This is a genomic window from Streptomyces sp. WM6386 (assembly GCF_000972385.1).
Lineage (GTDB): Bacteria > Actinomycetota > Actinomycetes > Streptomycetales > Streptomycetaceae > Streptomyces.
Window position 1 is genome coordinate 1 of sequence record NZ_JXTE01000099.1, and the last position, 15,715, is coordinate 15,715.

13 protein-coding genes and 3 pseudogenes are annotated in these 15,715 nt (G+C 70.8%); 8 read left to right on the plus strand and 8 right to left on the minus strand.

Features of this window, described 5'->3' with window-relative positions:
• Both TN53_RS37220 and TN53_RS37225 read left to right on the plus strand, forming a co-directional pair.
• Positions 1-428: pseudogene (locus tag TN53_RS37220) on the plus strand (metallophosphoesterase); the annotation flags it as partial.
• A gap of 82 nt (positions 429-510) precedes the next feature.
• On the plus strand, positions 511-1,539 hold the full coding sequence (locus tag TN53_RS37225; protein ID WP_046263261.1) for an LLM class flavin-dependent oxidoreductase: 1,029 nt from the start codon (positions 511-513) through the stop codon (positions 1,537-1,539).
• A gap of 35 nt (positions 1,540-1,574) precedes the next feature.
• Here TN53_RS37225 and TN53_RS49650 read toward each other — a convergent pair.
• The 4 genes and pseudogenes from TN53_RS49650 to TN53_RS37245 form a co-directional block, all read right to left on the minus strand.
• Positions 1,575-2,012, minus strand: a pseudogene (locus TN53_RS49650) (sensor histidine kinase); the annotation flags it as partial.
• Between the two features lie 9 nt (positions 2,013-2,021).
• On the minus strand, positions 2,022-2,993 hold the full coding sequence (locus TN53_RS37235; RefSeq protein WP_046263297.1) for a TauD/TfdA dioxygenase family protein: 972 nt from the start codon (positions 2,991-2,993) through the stop codon (positions 2,022-2,024).
• Between the two features lie 50 nt (positions 2,994-3,043).
• Positions 3,044-3,616 carry an AAA family ATPase gene (locus tag TN53_RS37240; protein WP_046263263.1) on the minus strand — a complete coding sequence of 191 codons (573 nt, stop codon included), beginning with the start codon at positions 3,614-3,616 and terminating at the stop codon, positions 3,044-3,046.
• A gap of 16 nt (positions 3,617-3,632) precedes the next feature.
• Positions 3,633-5,183 carry a glycoside hydrolase family 32 protein gene (locus tag TN53_RS37245; protein ID WP_046263264.1) on the minus strand — a complete coding sequence of 517 codons (1,551 nt, stop codon included), beginning with the start codon at positions 5,181-5,183 and terminating at the stop codon, positions 3,633-3,635.
• Positions 5,184-5,342: 159 nt separating this feature from the next.
• Here TN53_RS37245 and TN53_RS37250 point away from each other — a divergent pair, with 159 nt between their 5' ends.
• From TN53_RS37250 to TN53_RS37265, 4 genes are read left to right on the plus strand one after another with little or no spacing between them, the layout of a single operon-like run.
• Positions 5,343-6,752: an extracellular solute-binding protein gene (locus TN53_RS37250; protein WP_046263265.1), complete on the plus strand. Its 1,410-nt coding sequence runs from the start codon at positions 5,343-5,345 to the stop codon at positions 6,750-6,752.
• Positions 6,749-7,696 carry a carbohydrate ABC transporter permease gene (locus TN53_RS37255; RefSeq protein ID WP_046263266.1) on the plus strand — a complete coding sequence of 316 codons (948 nt, stop codon included), beginning with the start codon at positions 6,749-6,751 and terminating at the stop codon, positions 7,694-7,696. The genes TN53_RS37250 and TN53_RS37255 overlap by 4 nt, the downstream gene beginning before the upstream one ends.
• A 14-nt stretch (positions 7,697-7,710) precedes the next feature.
• On the plus strand, positions 7,711-8,565 hold the full coding sequence (locus TN53_RS37260) for a carbohydrate ABC transporter permease (protein ID WP_046263298.1): 855 nt from the start codon (positions 7,711-7,713) through the stop codon (positions 8,563-8,565).
• The gene (locus TN53_RS37265; protein WP_046263267.1) at positions 8,562-9,947 is read left to right on the plus strand and encodes a glycoside hydrolase family 32 protein; all 1,386 of its coding nucleotides are present in this window, start codon (positions 8,562-8,564) and stop codon (positions 9,945-9,947) included. The genes TN53_RS37260 and TN53_RS37265 overlap by 4 nt, the downstream gene beginning before the upstream one ends.
• On the opposite strand, the pseudogene TN53_RS37270 reads toward TN53_RS37265, so the two are convergent.
• Positions 9,910-10,955 (minus strand): annotated as a pseudogene (locus TN53_RS37270) (LacI family DNA-binding transcriptional regulator). The gene TN53_RS37265 and the pseudogene TN53_RS37270 sit on opposite strands and share 38 nt — an antisense overlap.
• 98 nt (positions 10,956-11,053) lie before the next feature.
• On the opposite strand from TN53_RS37270, the gene TN53_RS37275 reads away from it, so the two are divergent.
• Positions 11,054-11,884, plus strand: a complete 831-nt coding sequence (locus TN53_RS37275) for an aldo/keto reductase (RefSeq protein WP_046263268.1) — start codon at positions 11,054-11,056, stop codon at positions 11,882-11,884.
• 94 nt (positions 11,885-11,978) lie between these two features.
• Positions 11,979-12,416 carry a cupin domain-containing protein gene (locus TN53_RS37280; RefSeq protein ID WP_046263269.1) on the plus strand — a complete coding sequence of 146 codons (438 nt, stop codon included), beginning with the start codon at positions 11,979-11,981 and terminating at the stop codon, positions 12,414-12,416.
• On the opposite strand, the gene TN53_RS37285 is transcribed toward TN53_RS37280, so the two are convergent.
• The 3 genes from TN53_RS37285 to TN53_RS37295 all read right to left on the minus strand — a co-directional run bounded on the left by TN53_RS37285 (position 12,417) and on the right by TN53_RS37295 (position 15,665).
• Positions 12,417-14,756, minus strand: coding sequence for a SpoIIE family protein phosphatase (locus tag TN53_RS37285; RefSeq protein WP_046263270.1), 2,340 nt, complete (start codon positions 14,754-14,756; stop codon positions 12,417-12,419). It lies immediately after the preceding gene.
• 64 nt (positions 14,757-14,820) lie between these two features.
• Entirely contained in the window at positions 14,821-15,288 is a 468-nt protein-coding gene (locus tag TN53_RS37290; protein ID WP_046263271.1) for a peroxiredoxin, read from the minus strand.
• Positions 15,285-15,665 (minus strand): MauE/DoxX family redox-associated membrane protein, encoded by a 381-nt coding sequence (locus TN53_RS37295; RefSeq protein WP_046263272.1) that lies wholly within the window; start codon positions 15,663-15,665, stop codon positions 15,285-15,287. Before TN53_RS37295 ends, TN53_RS37290 begins: the two co-directional genes overlap by 4 nt.
• Positions 15,666-15,715 lie beyond the last annotated feature (50 nt).

Below are 15,715 nucleotides of genomic sequence, written 5' to 3' on the forward strand. Positions count from 1 at the left end.
ATCCGCTGCGCGGCGACTCCCTCGCCTTCTACAGCACCCTCTACGGGCGCCGACTGCGCCTGCGCCGCTTCTTCACCCTCTCCGCCGCCGACGCGGCGGCCGTGATCGCCGAGCGCCTGGGCATCCCCCTGACCCGCTCCCCGGGCGAGCCCGCCCGCGTCACCTTCCGCACCCGGCTGGTCGCCAGTCTCCTGGGGGCGGGCGGCCGCCCCGACCGCACCTCGCGGTTCCGGCTCCCGGTCCGCAAGATCTACACGCAGCTGTTCTCCCCCAGCTCGGCCACCTACAGCCCGCCGTTCTTCAAGTGCTTCCTGCGCCTGGACGTCACCCCGGAGGCGATCCGACTGCGCTGCCACGCGGCCACGGGCAATCTCCGCCAGGAGCTGGACCCGCCGGTCGAGGACGAGGTCACCATCCCCCTGATCTGATCGCGGTGGCGGGGAACATCGCAGGCCATGATCTAGTTGCCACGGCTGTACGACGTCGGTCGGTGCTCACCTGGAGGAGCCGGTGCCCCCCACCTCTCGCCCGTTGCGCAAGCTGGGTTTTTTGACCATCGGTCTCTTCGACGAAGCGGATCCGCGCCGTGGCCACGAGTCCACGCTGGAGATCATCGAGCTGGGTGAGCGGCTCGGCTTCGACAGCGCCTGGCTGCGCCACCGGCACCTCCAGTACGGCATCTCCTCCCCCATCGCGGTCATGGCGGCGGCCTCGCAGCGCACGAGCCGTATCGAGCTCGGCACCGCGGTCATCCCGCTCGGCTGGGAGAACCCGCTGCGGCTGGCCGAGGACCTGGCGACGGTCGACCTCCTGTCCGGCGGCCGGATCAACCCGGGCGTGAGCGTGGGCCCGCCGATGCACTACGACCAGGTCAAGGACGCGCTCTACCCGGACACCGCCGACGTGGAGGACTTCTCCTACGAACGGGTGCGGCGGCTGCTGGACCTCGTGCGCGGCAAGCCGGCGACCGACTTCAGCGGCGTCGAGGGCTTCGAGGTGTTCTCCGATCGGGTGCAGCCGCACTCCCCCGGCCTGGGCCGGCGCCTCTGGTACGGCGGCGGCAGCCTGAGTTCGGCGCGCTGGGCCGGCGAGCACGGCATGAACTTCCTGACCAGCAGCGTCGTCAAGGCCGAAAACCCGGAGGAGACAACGGATTTCGCCCAGATCCAGCTCTCCCACATCCGGGCCTTCCGTGACCACCACCCCGACGGCGAAGCCGCTCGGGTCTCCCAGGGCCTGGTCGTCATCCCCACCGACTCGGCCACACCCGAACAGCGCGCGCGGTACGAGGAGTACGCGGCGAAGCGCACCCCTCGCACCACGTCACCGCAGGGTCCGGCGCGTCTGATGTTCGCGCCGGACATCGTCGGCACCTCGGCCGAGATCGCCGAACGGCTGCACGCGCACGCCGCGTTCCGCGAGGTCGACGAGGTCGCGTTCGCACTGCCGTTCACCTTCGAGCACGAGGACTACGTGCAGATCCTCACGGACATGGCCACGCGGCTCGGTCCGGCACTCGGCCGGCAGCCGTCCGACTGACCGAGCCCGTCCAGGATGCGGCGCCCGGCCGGCCGTCACGGCGGCAGGGCGCCGCGCGGGCGGTGTCCGCCCCTTCCCGAATCCCCCCACTCCGCCGGCACCGGCACCCACCACACCAAGCGGGTCCCACCATCCGGCAAGGCTCAACTCCGGTTTCCCGCCCAGCTGCCGGGCCCGCTGCGGCGGCCCTCGGACGGGATACCGACGCCGTTGTCGGAGACGGTGAGGCGCACGTGGTGGGAGTCCTCCGTGAGCACGACGTCGGCGCGATCGGCCCGCGCGTGCCGGGCGATGTTGGTGAGCGCCTCGGAGAGCACGGCCACCACGTGGTCGGCGATCTCGCGCGACACCCGGGTGTCCGGCACCCCTTCCATCCGCATGCCGGGCGCGAAGCCCAGCACCGGCGCCGCCTCGCCCACGATCCGCGCCGAAGCCTCGGGGTGATCGATCGCCAGATCGTGCAGGTCACGGGCGCTCAGGCCTCACCAGCGTCCGACCTCGGTGCCGACGATCGGCTCCGACGGCTTGCCGTTCACGTCCACCGGGACGTCCCCGGCGAGCATCACCCGGTGCATGGTCCGGGGGAAGCCGAGGTGGGCGTTGTCGCCGGGGGCCAGGTGGATGGTGGCACGGTTGTCCCAGAAGGCCACGCTGCCCGGCTCCCAGCGGAAGCGGACGGTGTATTCGGGCCGGACGGCCTGCTCCAGGAGCATGTCCAGGATCGCGGTGCTCTCGGCTCGGGAGATGTCGGCGATCTGCTCGACGTAGTAGCCGTTGACGTAGAGGATCCGTTCCCCCGTCTCCGGGTGGAGGCGCACCAGCGGGTGCAGCGAGGCGACCTGGTGGTCCAGCAGATGGCGGACGTAGGAGTCGTCACCGGGACGGGACTGATAGCCGACGCCCAGCCGGTGTTCCACCCGCAGTCCGTCCACGAACTCCCGCACCGGAGCGGAGAGTCCGGCGTACGCGGCGGCCAGGTTGGACCATGTGGTGTCGCCGCCGTACGGCGGTACGGTCTCGGCCCGCAGGATCGTCGCGGCCGGCGGGTCGATACGGGCACCGTGGTCGCAGTGCCAGCCGCGCAGCAGGGTGTGCCGGCGCCGCTGGAGCCACTCGTCCTGCTCCATGCCGAACTTGCCGCCCAGTTCCAGCCGGTCGGCGGTCGTCTCCACCTCGGGAAAGCCCGGCGGCGAGGCACTGCCCCGCTTCCGCAGCACCACCGGCTCGCCGAACCGGCGCGCGAACGCCACCTGCCCGGCGTGATCCAGCCGCTGCTCCCGGAAGAACACCACCTTCCAGCGCAGCACCGCCGACCGGATCGCGGCGACGACGGCGTCGTCGAGCTCCTCCGCGAGGTCGACGCCCGTGATCTCCGCCCCGATGTGCCCGGCGACCGGTTTCACCTCGATCCCCGGGGTGTGCTCCGCCTGCGCCGTGCCCGTGTCCGTCGTCATCCGTACTCCGTTGGTCGTCCGCGGCCGCTCCCCGAAGATCGTGTCAGCGATCACGGGTCGTGGCGACAGGGCCTCTCCAGGATCACGTCCACCAACTCGGCCACGGGACGGCCACCCGTGTCGATACGGCGCAGGCCGTGCGCGTCGACCGACTCCACCATCAGTTGCTGATAACGCACGCTGCGGGCAAGGAACTTGTCCACCGGGTGCCGCCGCTCCTCCTTCCGCGCGGATTCCCGCACGCGCGCACCGAGCACCGCGTCGTCCGCGGTGAGCCAGACGGCCTCGGTGTGCGCAACCCTCAGGCCCGCGACCCGGTCCGGCCAGAGCGCGGAGCCCTCCAGCACGAGCCCCGGCCCGTCGCCCTTCGCACGTTCGGTGATCAGCTCCTCGATACGCGGCCACAGGCGCTCGTAGTGGTCGAGCACCGACCGGATCAGCTCGTCGACGGCGAGCGTCTCGTAGTGCTCGACGACATGCGGAGGCACTTTCCCCCATGGCCTCCCCGGATGCCGGGCCAGCAGGTCCGTCGAGCGGTACGCGAACCCGAGCCGCTCCGCGACCGCCCGGGCCACGGTCGACTTGCCTGTGTGGGAGGTTCCCCCGATCAGCACTACGCGCACATCACGGACCCTAGCCTCACACGGCGAACTCCCGTATCAGCACGTCCCGGAAGACCGCCGTCCCGTCGATCGTGAAGAGCGCGAGGCCGGTGTCGATCAGATAGGGGAAGACCTCCGAGGAGTGCACGTACCGGCCGTCGTCCACGAACATCTCGACGGACGTACGGTCGACCAGGATCCGCAGCTTCACCGTGCGGGCGCCCGGGTCGAAGGGGCTGTGACTCTCCTGCCAGCGCCCGGAGGCGTCCGGGTTCACCGTGGCGCGGCGGTTGAGGAAGGCGTAGTCGGCGTAGATCCCGGCGTCGACGTGCCGGCCACCGTCGGCCGAGCGGCGCAACTGGACGCCTGCTCCCGTGAGTTGCTCCCAGGTGATCTCGCAGGTCAGCTCGTAGGCCGTCCCCGTGTAGCCCAGGAGGCGGGTGCCGCTCACCTCCAGGTCACCCAGGCTCACCGTCCGCGACACATAGGAGTCCAGCGCGGCCACCGGCCGTGAGGCCAGGTAGTAGCCGCCGGAGGACGCGCGCTTCAAGGTGACCTCGCGGACGATCGAGTCGGTGCCGTTGAAGCCGTCGGAGTCGATCGTGGGCGTGGTGTTCGCGTAGTCCCAGTGGTTCAGCCAGCCGATCGCGTACCGGGCGGCCGGGTCGAGGGTGCCGTTGGCGTTCCGCTTCTCGAAGGTGACGGCCGCGTACCAGTCCCAGCCGTGGTCGAGCCACTGCGGATCTGAAGCGTCGGGGGTGAAGGTGGTCCCGTCGAAGGCGCCCGTCCAGTAGGCGTATGTGCTCGGCAGCCCGGAGCCCTTGGCGTTGGCGCTCACTCCCAGCACCCACTTCCAGGCGCCGTCCTCCGCCCGGATGCGGAACAGGTCCGGGCACTCCAGGATCCCGATGCCGTCCTTGATGAAGCCGCTCACGTAGCTCCATGACTTCAGGTCGGTGGAGTGGTAGAAGCCCACCTTGTTGTTCTCGGCGAGTGTCATCACCCACCGGCCGCGCTCCTCGTCGCGGATCACTTTGGGGTCGCGGAAGTCCCGCACCCCGGGGTTGGACAGCACGGGGTCGGTGCCGTGGTTCGTGAACACACCGCCGCCGTCGGTCGAGTAGTACAGGTACTGCGCCTGCGTGACGTCGTCGGGCGCCATGGTGGCGATGACGATCACCGCGCCCGCGCCGAAGCCCGCCGTGTTGTCGTTGTCGACCACTGCCGAGCCGGACCAGACGTCGCCGCCCGGGGTGGTGTCCTTCGGCACGGCGATCCCGCGGTCGGTGAAGGAAACCAGGTCGGTACTGGTGGCGAGGCGCCAGGCGGTGCCCGAGGTGGTACCGCCCGTGAAGTAGTCCGCGTTGTACAGGTAGTAGTAGTGGTACTCACCGTCGATCCACACCGGTCGCTGCGGATCGTTCTTCCACTGGTCGGGGACCGTGAAGTGGTACGCGGCGCGGTAGCTCGCGCACGCGGTGGTCGCCTTGGGCTTCGCGGCAGCCGGAGCGGCGGCGACCGGCAGCAGCACGGCCGCCGCGCCGGCCGTGGACCCCGCGAACAGCGCTCTCCTGGACAACCCACGCATCACACATCGTTCCTCTCGTCGGAAACGGCGGCTCATGGGTCCAGGACTCTGGGACCTAACTCGTTAAAGGTCAAGGGGTGCACGGCTCTTGACAGCACCGTGCGCCATTTCCCATCATCTGGGGCGTCAACCCTGAACTAACACGAGTTAGGCCCTTGGATGACCGACTCGCACCTCACCCGCCGCACACTGCTGCGGTACGGCGCCTACGGCGCGGGCGCCGCCGCGCTCGCCGGTACCGCCGCCAGTTGGGACCGGCTCACCGGCGCCGACATCCCCGGCCGCGACGACGGCTCGCTCGTCGTCGCCACGCTCGGCCCCGCCTACGGACCGGAGGCCGTGCGCACCCTCACCGAGGGATTCCGGCAGGTCCACCCCGACATCAAGCTCCGGATCAACGCCGTGCAGGCCGTCGACTGGTCGGACTTCTTCGCGAAGATCCTCACCCAGATCGCGGCGGGCACCGCGCCCGATCTCGTGTACGTCGCCACCGAGGGCGTGCAGCTGTTCGCGCAGCGCCTCGGGGTCCCGCTGGACGACTGGGTGAAGCGGGACGCCGCGGAGCTGCGCGAGTACTTCGCCGACGTACACCCCTCGCTGGTGGAGTCGATGATGTACGAGGGGAGCCTCTACCAGTTGCCGGTCGAGTTCAACGCTGCCGACATGTACCTCAACGACCAGGTGCTCAAGCGGGCAGGCGCGGACTTCCCGGCCCCCGACTGGACCCGCGACGACTTCACCGCCCTGCTGCGGGACATGAAGAAGTCCAGCGGCTCCCAGTTCACGCCGTACTTCTGGACGAACCGGCTGTGGGGCGGTGTGGTGCCGTGGCTCTTCGCCAACGGCACCAATCTGCTCACCGAGTCCAAGGCGCCCGGCGGCGAGTGGCTGTGGGACTCCTTCTACCCCGCCGCCGAGCGACAGGGGCGCGGGGGCGGGTTCCGGTGGACGACCCCGCAGGCCACCCATGAGCGGGTGGAAGAGACGTACGACTATCTCGCCTCCCTCATCCAGGAGGACCTGTGCACCCGGCCCGAGGGCGGCAACGGCCAGAACCTGATCGGTGTGTTCTCCACCGGCCGGGTCGGCGTCACGCCCGCCGGCGGCTTCTGGGCGGGCGGGCTGCATCTGGCGGGCATGGAGCCCGACAGCTTCGACGTGCAGTACTTCCCGCGGTGGCGGACCCAGCGCATGCAGTTCGGCGCCGCCGGCTACGCGCTGCTGCGCACCTCGAAGCGGCAGGACGAGGCCTGGGAGTTCATCAAGTACGCCGCCCGCAGGGACACCCTGATGCGGCTGTTCAAGACCAACCAGACCACCCCCGCCCGCCGTTCGATGCTCACCGCCGACCGCTACCAGGAGATCGGCCCGAAGCACTGGCAGGCCTTCTACGACACCCTCGACAAGTTCCCCGACACCGGGCCCATCCCCGCCCCGCCGCAGGTGGCCGAGGTCGAGCAGGTACTGCTCAAGCACACCGGCACCGCGCTGGCCTCCCGGCGTGCGGTGGCCCCCGCGCTGCGCCGGATGCAGGGCGATCTGGAGAAGGCCATGGAGCGTGACGTATGACGAGCACTCAGACACCCGCGCCGATCAAGGAGTTCACCCCGCCGGTGACCGCCTCGCGGCCCTCGGCGCGCGACCGCGGCACCCGGCTGCTGGCCACGCTCTTCCTGGCGCCCACGATCGTGGGCATCGTCGTCTTCACCGTCGTGCCGATCGTCGGCTCGGTGATACTGAGCCTGTTCCACTGGAACGTGATCGACGACCCGAGCTTCGCCGGGGCCGCCAACTACCGTGAGGCGTTCGGCGATTCGACGGTATTGGTCTCCTTCCGCAACACGCTCGTGTTCATGGTGTTGGCGGTCGCGCTGCAACTCCTCATCGCCCTGGTGCTGGCCCTCGCGGTCAACGGCCGGATGCCGATGTGGCTGCGGTCGGTGTTCCGCTCGGCGTTCTTCTTCCCGCTGGTGCTGTCCGCCGCCTCCATCTCGGTGGTGATGAAGTACCTGTTCAACCAGGACTTCGGGGTGGTGAACTGGCTGCTCGGAACGGTCGGGATCGCTCCGGTGCCGTGGCTGACGTCCGAGAACGGGGCGATGACGACCGTTGTCCTGGTCTACGTCTGGCAACAGTTCGGGTTCTCGTTCCTGCTGTTCGTCGGGGGCCTGAACAACATCCCCAAGGAGATCCACGAGGCCTCCTCCCTCGACGGCGCCACCGGTCTGCGCAAGCACCTGAGCATCACGTTGCCCCTGCTCTCCCCCACCCTGCTGGTGGCTTCGGTGGTCGGGATCATCAACGCGCTCCAGGTCTTCGAGCAGCCCTACGTTCTCACCAACGGCGGTCCCGGTGACTCCACCCGGACCGTGGTGATGGTCATCTACGAGAGCGCGTTCGAGCAGCTGCGCTTCGGTGAGGCCTCCGCGGTGGGTGTGCTGCTCTTCGTGCTGATCATGGCGGTCACCGCCCTCCAGTTCCGGCTCAGCCGGCGTTTCGTCCACTACCAGTGAGCCGGGTGACCTCCATGAGCCAAGCGACCCTGAATCTGAGCCGTGCCCGCTCCTCGCTCGCCCCCTGGGCGCGGATCGCCGCCCTCGCCGTGTGCGCCCTGCTGACCCTCGGCCCGGTGATCTGGACCGTCTCCACATCCCTGCGCACCCCGGCCGAGTCCTTCGACCTGCCGCCGAAGATCATCCCGACGAACCCGACGGCGGAGTCGTACCGCGGGGTCTTCGACCAGATCGACGTCTGGCTGCTGGCGCTCAACTCCACGCTCGTGACCGCGCTGGTCGCCGTCGGCCAGATGATCACGGCCGGTCTTGCCGGATACGCCTTCGCACGCCTCGAATTCCGGTTCAAGAAGCCGCTGTTCGGCCTGGTGCTGGCCACCATGATGGTGCCGTTGCAGGTGACCATCGTGCCGGTGTTCCTGGTGCTGAAGTCGATGAGCCTGACCGACACCCTGCTCGGGCTGATCATCCCGGCCTTCCCGACCGCGTTCGGCACCTTCCTGATGCGCCAGTACTTCCTCGGCATGCCGAAGGACCTGGGCGAGGCGGCGATGCTGGACGGCTGCGGGCCCTGGCGGATCTTCCGGTCCGTGTACGCGCCGCTGGCCGCTCCCGGCCTGGCGATCGTCGGCGTGCTGGCCTTCAACTACCACTGGAACGAGTTCTTCCGACCCCTGATCCTGGAGACCTCCGGCCAGAACTACACCCTCCCGCTGGGTCTGGTCTCCCTCCAGGGCAACCTCGGCACCGGCTCCATCTCGGTGGTGCTCGCCGGTGTCGTGCTCTCCATGCTCCCGGCCGTCGCCGTGTTCCTCGTCGGCCAGCGCCCTCTGCGCGAGGGCATCACCTCCGCAGGAGTCAACCGTTGAGCCACACCCCCGACGCCCCCCGGTTCAGGGTCCGTCCGCCCGCGAACTGGGTCAACGACCCCAATGGGCCGTTCCGTTGGCGGAACCGCTATCACCTGTTCTTCCAGCACAACCCGGCTGCCCCGGTCCACGCGAACGTGCACTGGGGCCATGTCTCCAGCCCCGACCTCGCCCACTGGGAACATCATCCGGTCGCCCTCACCCCGACCCCGGGCGGCCCCGACGAGGCGGGCTGCTGGTCGGGGTGCGTGGTCGACGACGAGGGCGTGCCGACCGCCGTCTACACCGGCGTCGACCGGCACCACACCGGGCTCGGCTCGATCTGTCTGGCACGTGCGCTGGTGCCTCAGGACGAGACCCTGACCGACTGGAAGCCGCTGCCCGCACCGGTGGTGACCGGCCCGCCGGCCGGCCTGGACGTGGTGATGTTCCGCGACCCGTTCGTGTTCCGCAGCCACGGCCGACGGTGGGCGCTGGTCGGCGCGGGGCACGCCGACGGGACTCCGTCGGTGCTCCTGTACGACTGCGACGATCTGACCGACTGGCGGTTCGCCGGGGTGCTGCTCGACGGCAACGACCCGGTCGCGGTGGACGTGTTCGGGGACAAGGCCGTCGGCTGGGAGTGCCCTCAGCTGTATGTGACGGCGAGCGGGGAGTGGGTGCTCGTGGTGTCGCTGTGGGACGGGGACCCGTGCTCCACCGGCTATCTGACGGGGCGTCTCCAACCTGGCGCGGACGGTGAGTTGCGCTTCGGGACTCGCGCCGGCGGTCGACTGGACCACGGACGTGACTTCTACGCACCCGCCGTACTCCAGGAACCGGACCGGGCGTTGATGTGGGGCTGGTCCTGGGAGGCCCGCGAGCAGAGCGACGTGGATCGCGCCGGGTGGGCCGGGGTCCTCAGCGCACCGAGGGTCGTCGATGTCCATCCGGACGGCGCCCTGCGCGTCGTACCGGCTCCGGAGCTCGAACTGGTGCGTGCGGCCGAGCCGTTCACCACGGCACCGGACCGCCCCAGGACGCTGCCGGACGCGTACGACCTGACCGTGACCGCATCGACTCGCACCACCGTGAGTCTGCTGCGGTCCGCCTCGGGCGCGCGGCTGACGGTCCTGCTCGACCCGGACGAGGGCACGGCGACGCTCGACCGTGCGGACTGGCCACGGACACGGCCGGACGGCTCGGCGCCGATCGTGGTGCGGGTGCCCGCCGCAGAGGCGCGGATCCTCGTCGACGGCTCGCTGTTCGAGCTGTTCGTCGACGGCCGGGCCACGGTGACCGAGCGCGTCTACCGGCGGCCGGACGATGTGCCCGAGCTCGTCGTCACGGGCACCGGGGCCACGGTCACCGGCTGGGAACTGGTCCCACCGACGCACGACTGATCACCGGGCAGGCGAGGCGCCGTACCGTCGCGGGCAATGTCCTGCCGGTGTCGATGGAGTCGAGGAGGAGCCGTGCGGCGGCCTCGCCCATCGCCCGGTGGGGCAGCGCGACCGTGGTCAGGGCCGGGGTGAGGTACGCGGCCATGTGTTCCTGGTCGTCGTAGCCCACCACCGACAGCTCCTGGGGGACGGCGATGCCGAGCCGGGTCGCGGCGTGCAGGACGCCTGCCGCGACCCGGTCGTTGTAGCAGAAGATCCCGGTGGGTCGCCGGTCGGCGGCGATGCCGTCCAGGACACGTAGCGCGCCCTCGTACCCGCCGCTGATCTCTCCTCCGCTGCGCACCACCCACTCCTTGGGGACGGTGATGCCCTCGGCGCGCAGAGCGTCCCGGAAGCCGCGCAGCCGGTCCGCTGGCCGCCCACCATGGCGACCCTGCGGTGCCCCTCGTCCAGCAGCAGCCGCGCCGCCGTACGGCCCCCGGCGCGCTCGGCGGGGATGACGGCGGGCAGCGAGTCGTCCTCGGGAACGCAGTTGGCGAGGACGGAATGGGTGCGGTGCAGGCCCTCGGGGACGCGGACCCGGCGCAGGGACATGGCCGCATAGACGATGCCGTCCACACGCCGGTCGAGGAGTTCGGCGACGGCCGCGTCCTCCTTGGCGGGGTCGCCGCCGGAGTCGACGGTCAGAACGAGGTGCTCGCTGTCCCAGGCGGTCTCCATCGCGCCGCGCAGCAGACGGCCCGCGAAGGGCGAGGTGGCGATCTCATCGGTGACCAGGCCGATCACGGCCGTGCGGCGGCGGCGCAGACCGCGGGCGACGGGGTCGGGGCGGTAGCCGAGCCGGTCGGCGGCCTGGCGGATGCGTTCCTGGGTGGCGGGCGAGAGATTGCCCTCGGCGCGGCCGTTGAACACGAAGGAGACCGCGGTGTGGGAGACCCCGGCGAGCCGGGCGACGTCCTTCGACGTGGGACGTCCGCCCGGCTGCCGGTTCTCCTCGGTGCCGCCCATGCCGTCCGCCGCCTTCATCCCCCACCCGTCCGGTTGATCACGGCTCACCCTATCCGCGAGGCTGGGGGGACGACACGGTCGAGGGAAAAGGTCCAACAGTGATCGACAACCCGGTACACACACTCAACGACGGTACGAAGTTCCCGGCCATCGGCCTGGGCACCTGGCCCATGGACGACGTGGAGGCCGAGCGGGCGGTGGCACAGGCCCTGCGGCTCGGCTACCGCCTGGTCGACACGGCGACGAACTACGGCAACGAGGCCGGAGTGGGCCTCGGTGTCACCCGCAGCGGTGTCCCCCGCGAGGAGATCGTCGTCGCGACGAAACTCCCGGGCCGGCACCACGGCTACGAGGAGACCCTGGCCTCCTTCGAGGAGTCCCGCCGCCGCCTCGGCCTGGACCACGTGGACCTCTACCTCATCCACTGGCCCCTCCCCCGCGTCGACAAGTACGTCGACTCCTGGCGGGCCATGATCAAGCTCCGTGAGGAGGGCCTGGTCCGCTCCATCGGCGTCTCCAACTTCACGACGGAGCACATCGAGCGGCTGGAGAAGGAGACCGGGGTCCTGCCCGCCGTCAACCAGATCGAGCTGCACCCCTTCCTCCGGCAGGACGAGCTGCGTGCCTTCCACACCGCCAAGGGCATCCGCACCGAGAGCTGGAGCCCGCTGGCCCCCGGCTCCACGCTGCTGGACGACCCCGTCGTCGCCGCGGTCGCCGAGGCCCACGGGGTGACGCCGGGGCAGGCCGTCCTGCGTTGGCACACACAGCTCGGCTCGGTTCCGATCCCGAAGTCGTCGAACCCCGACCGGCAGCGCGCCAACCTGGAGATCTTCGGCTTCGAGCTCGGGCCCGACCAGATGGCGGCGATCGCCGACCGGGCCCAGGAGCGCCGGGGCGGGGATCCGGAGGTGCACGAGGAGTTCTGAGTTCTGCCGAATCCGGCCCCAACTGCCCATCTGTGCCTCTATGTTCGCTGCGGAACAGCATCGATCTTCCGCTCAAGCGTCAGGAGGCCCCCGCATGCGCACCTCGCTCCGCGTCGGCATAACCGGGGCGGTGGCCGCGGCCGCCGCCCTCACCTGTGGCACCACCGCCCAGGCGACCCCGCCCGGCCCCGGTGTCACGGCCGAACTGATCAGCCAGGTCACCGTCGGGGGCACCGACTACACCGTCAGAGAGATCACCGTTCCGCCCGGCCAGGCCACCGGCTGGCACTACCACGGCGGCCCCGTGTACGGGTACGTGAAGCAGGGCACGCTCACCCACTACCACTCCGACTGCGCCACGGACGGGGTCTACCCGAAGGGCACCGTCGTCCGGGAGCCGGGCGGGCCGAGCGACGTCCATCTCGGCCGGAACCTGGGCGACACTCCGCTCGTCCTCGAGGTGCTGTACGTGCTGCCGCACGGATCGGCATTCTCCGAGGACGTGCCGAACCCCGGCTGCGACTTCGAGTGATCACTGCGGGGGCAGCGGCTGTTCGGCCCAGATCGTCTTGCCGGCGCCGGTCTGTCTGCTGCCCCAGCGCTGGGTGAGCTGGGCGACCAGCAGCAGTCCGCGCCCGCCCTCGTCGTAGGCGTGGGCGCGGCGCAGATGCGGCGAGGTGGAACTGCCGTCGGAGACCTCGCAGATGAGAGTGCGGTCACGGATCAGCCGGAGCTGGATGGGCGGGGCTCCGTAGCGGATGGCGTTGGTGACCAGCTCGCTGACGACGAGTTCGGTGACGAAGCCGGCCTCGTCCAGGCCCCACGCGGTGAGTTGCTCGGTGGCGGCCTGGCGGGCGTCGGCCACGCGGGCGGGGTCGGGTGTGATGTCCCAGGTGGCGACCCGGTCGGCGCCGAGCGCGCGGGTACGGGCCAGCAGGAGGGCCACGTCGTCGCTCGGCTCCTCCGGGAGCACGGCTTTCAGGACGGTGTCACAGAGGGCGTCGAGAGAGCTGGCGCGTGCCGTGAGGGCGCGGCAGAGCTCACCGGTGGCGTGGTCGATGTCGCGGTCGCGGTCCTCGATGAGGCCGTCGGTGTACAGGGCGAGGACGGCGCCCTCGGGCAGTTCCACCTCGGTGGCCTCGAAGGGCAGTCCGCCGACGCCGAGCGGGGGTCCCGCGGACATCGGGATGAGGTCCGCGGTGCCGTCGGGCAGGACGAGGACGGCCGGCGGGTGGCCGGCGGCGGCGAGGGTGAGGCGGCGCGAGACCGGGTCGTAGACGGCGTAGAGACAGGTCGCGCCGAGTTCGGCGATGTCGTCGTCGCTGTCGTAGGCCGCCATGTGGGTGACCAGGTCGTCGAGGTGGGTGAGGAGTTCGTCGGGCGGCAGGTCCACGTCGGCGAGGGTGCGCACGGCCGTGCAGAGGCGGCCCATCGTCGCCGAGGAGGTGATGCCGTGCCCGACGACGTCGCCGACGACGAGGGCGACGCGGCTGCCGGAGAGCGGGATGACGTCGAACCAGTCGCCGCCGATGCCCGCGAGGGACCCGGAGGGCAGATAGCGGTGTGCGACCTCGACGGCGGCCTGTCCGGGCAGTCCCCGGGGCAGCAGGCTGTGCTGGAGGGCGAGCGCGGTCGTGCGCTCACGGGCGAAGCGGCGCGAGTTGTCGATACAGACGGCGGCACGACTGGCGAGTTCCTCGGCGAGGGCGGCGTCGTCCTGGACGTAGGGGTCCGAGGGGCCGATACGGACGGCTACGGCGACACCCAGCGTGATGCCGCGGGCCCTGAGGGGAACGGCCAGCATCGAGTGGGTGCCCTCCCGGTAGGGCCGGCCCTTGGGGGCGCGGGCGTTGCGCTCGCCGACCCAGCGGTCGAAGGACGGTTCGCCGACCCGGCTGAGCACGGCCCGGCCCTCGCGCAGGGCCCGCGCGGGCGGCGAGTACGGCGGGTAGACGTCCAGCGCGCCGAGGTGGACGGCGGCCTCCGGGGTGCCCTCGTGGGCGGAGCCGTGGGCGACGCGCCGCAGGACGACGTCCTGGGGCACGGCGCTGGGCGGTTCGTCGGGGCCGAGGACCCATTCGAGGAGGTCGACGCTGGTGAAGTCGGCGAACCGGGGGACCACGAGCGACACCAGTTCCTCGGCGGTGCGGACCACGTCGAGGGTGGTGCCGATGGCGTCCGCGGCCTCGTTGAGCAGGGCCAGGCGCTGGCGGGCCCAGTGCTGCTCGGTGCTGTCGAAGGCGGCCAGGGCGACCCCGACCACGTCGTCGAGGCCGTTGCGGACCGGCCACATCTCGATGTTCCAGGCGTGGTAGCGGCTGCCGGACGGGGCGCGCGTGTAGCTCTCGTAGTGGAGGGGCTCGCCCGTCTCGGTGACCTGTCGCAGATGCCAGTTGAAGCCCCGGCTGTGCTCGGCCTCCTCCACGGTCTCCGGGTAGAACCGGCCGAGCAGGGCCTCCTCCGGCACCCCCATCACCTGGCAGGCGACGCCGTTGAGCCGCAGATAGCGCTGCTGCGGATCGAAGACCGACATGGACATGGAGGCCTGCTGGAAGGCCTGCCCGGCGAGGGTCGGCTCGGCCCCGCCGGGCTGCTCCGCGGTGATCACGAACCCGCCGGGTGCACCGTCCGGGCCCAGCACCTCGCACGCCCTCACCGGAAGGGCGACGGGGGTGCCGTCCCGGTGCCGCAGGACGACGGTGCCGGTCCGGGCCGCCAGGACGTCGGGCGACGGCTCCTCGGCGAGCAGCTCACGCACCGGGAGTCCCACGGCCTCCTCGGCCGGGTATCCGGTCAGCCGCCGGGCACCGTCGCTCCACCCCGTCACCATGCCGCGCGCGTCGATGATCGCCGCGGCCGAGGCGTGCTCCATATCGTCCAGGATGGTCCCTTTGCCGCACCGCAACAACCTCGGTACGGCTACCAGGACTCGTACGTCACTTGCGGTGGTCGCGCAAAGCGGCGAGGGCCCGGTCGGCGTGGGTGTTCATCCGCAGCTCGCTGCGGACGACCTCCAGGACGGTGCGGTCCTGCGCTATGACGAAGGTGACCCGCTTGGTCGGGGCCAGCGAGAACCCGCGGTTCACCCCGAACCGCTCCCGGATCGCCCCGTCGGCGTCGGACAGCAGCGGCATGCCGAGCGTGTGCTTGCCGGAGAACTCCTGCTGACGCTCCACGGAGTCCCCGCTGATACCGACGGGGCGGGCACCGACGGCCTCGAACTCGGCCGCCAGATCACGGAAGTGACAGGCCTCGGCGGTGCAGCCGGCGGTCAGTGCCGCGGGGTAGAAGAACAGGACGATCGGCCCGTCGGCGAGCAGCGAGGTCAGGCTGCGCGGGGTGCCGGTCTCGTCGGGCAGCTCGAAGTCCTCGATCTTGTCGCCGACGTCTGCGCGCGCGCTCATGCCTGACCCTCCGTGTCCCGTGCGACGTTGCGGGCCCACAGGACGAGGGGCACCTGAAGCGGCAGCCGGGCGATCGCGGCGGCCTTCTGCGGGGTGGGGCGGTGGCGCCAGTCCACGGCCATCTTCACGTTCGCCGGGAAGACCCCGACGAAGAAGGCGGCTGAGGCCAGGGCGGCGGCCTTGCGGGTGCGGGGCGCCACGAGAGCGGCCGCCAGCGCGAACTCGGCGACGCCGCTCGCGTAGGTCCAGGTCCTGGGCGATCCCGGCAGGAACTTCGGGATGGTCGCGTCGAACGAGCGCGGCGCGGTGAAGTGGGTGACCCCTACGCCGGCCAGCAGACCGGCGAGCAGCAGGGGTGAGCGTTGGGACCGGGGCACGGTTCCTCCTATGGGGGCCTGCCGCGCGATATTACTGGACGGTACAAGCA

Bases quoted from the DNA above. Each gene is read 5' to 3' on its own strand.
- TN53_RS37255 (WP_046263266.1), top strand. From the start codon at position 6,749: ATGACGAGCACTCAGACACCCGCGCCGATCAAGGAGTTCACCCCGCCG.
- TN53_RS37280 (WP_046263269.1), top strand. From the start codon at position 11,979: ATGCGCACCTCGCTCCGCGTCGGCATAACCGGGGCGGTGGCCGCGGCC.
- TN53_RS37250 (WP_046263265.1), top strand. From the start codon at position 5,343: ATGACCGACTCGCACCTCACCCGCCGCACACTGCTGCGGTACGGCGCC.
- TN53_RS37235 (WP_046263297.1), bottom strand. From the start codon at position 2,993: ATGACGACGGACACGGGCACGGCGCAGGCGGAGCACACCCCGGGGATC.
- TN53_RS37290 (WP_046263271.1), bottom strand. From the start codon at position 15,288: ATGAGCGCGCGCGCAGACGTCGGCGACAAGATCGAGGACTTCGAGCTG.
- TN53_RS37285 (WP_046263270.1), bottom strand. From the start codon at position 14,756: ATGGAGCACGCCTCGGCCGCGGCGATCATCGACGCGCGCGGCATGGTG.
- TN53_RS37245 (WP_046263264.1), bottom strand. From the start codon at position 5,183: ATGCGTGGGTTGTCCAGGAGAGCGCTGTTCGCGGGGTCCACGGCCGGC.
- TN53_RS37260 (WP_046263298.1), top strand. From the start codon at position 7,711: ATGAGCCAAGCGACCCTGAATCTGAGCCGTGCCCGCTCCTCGCTCGCC.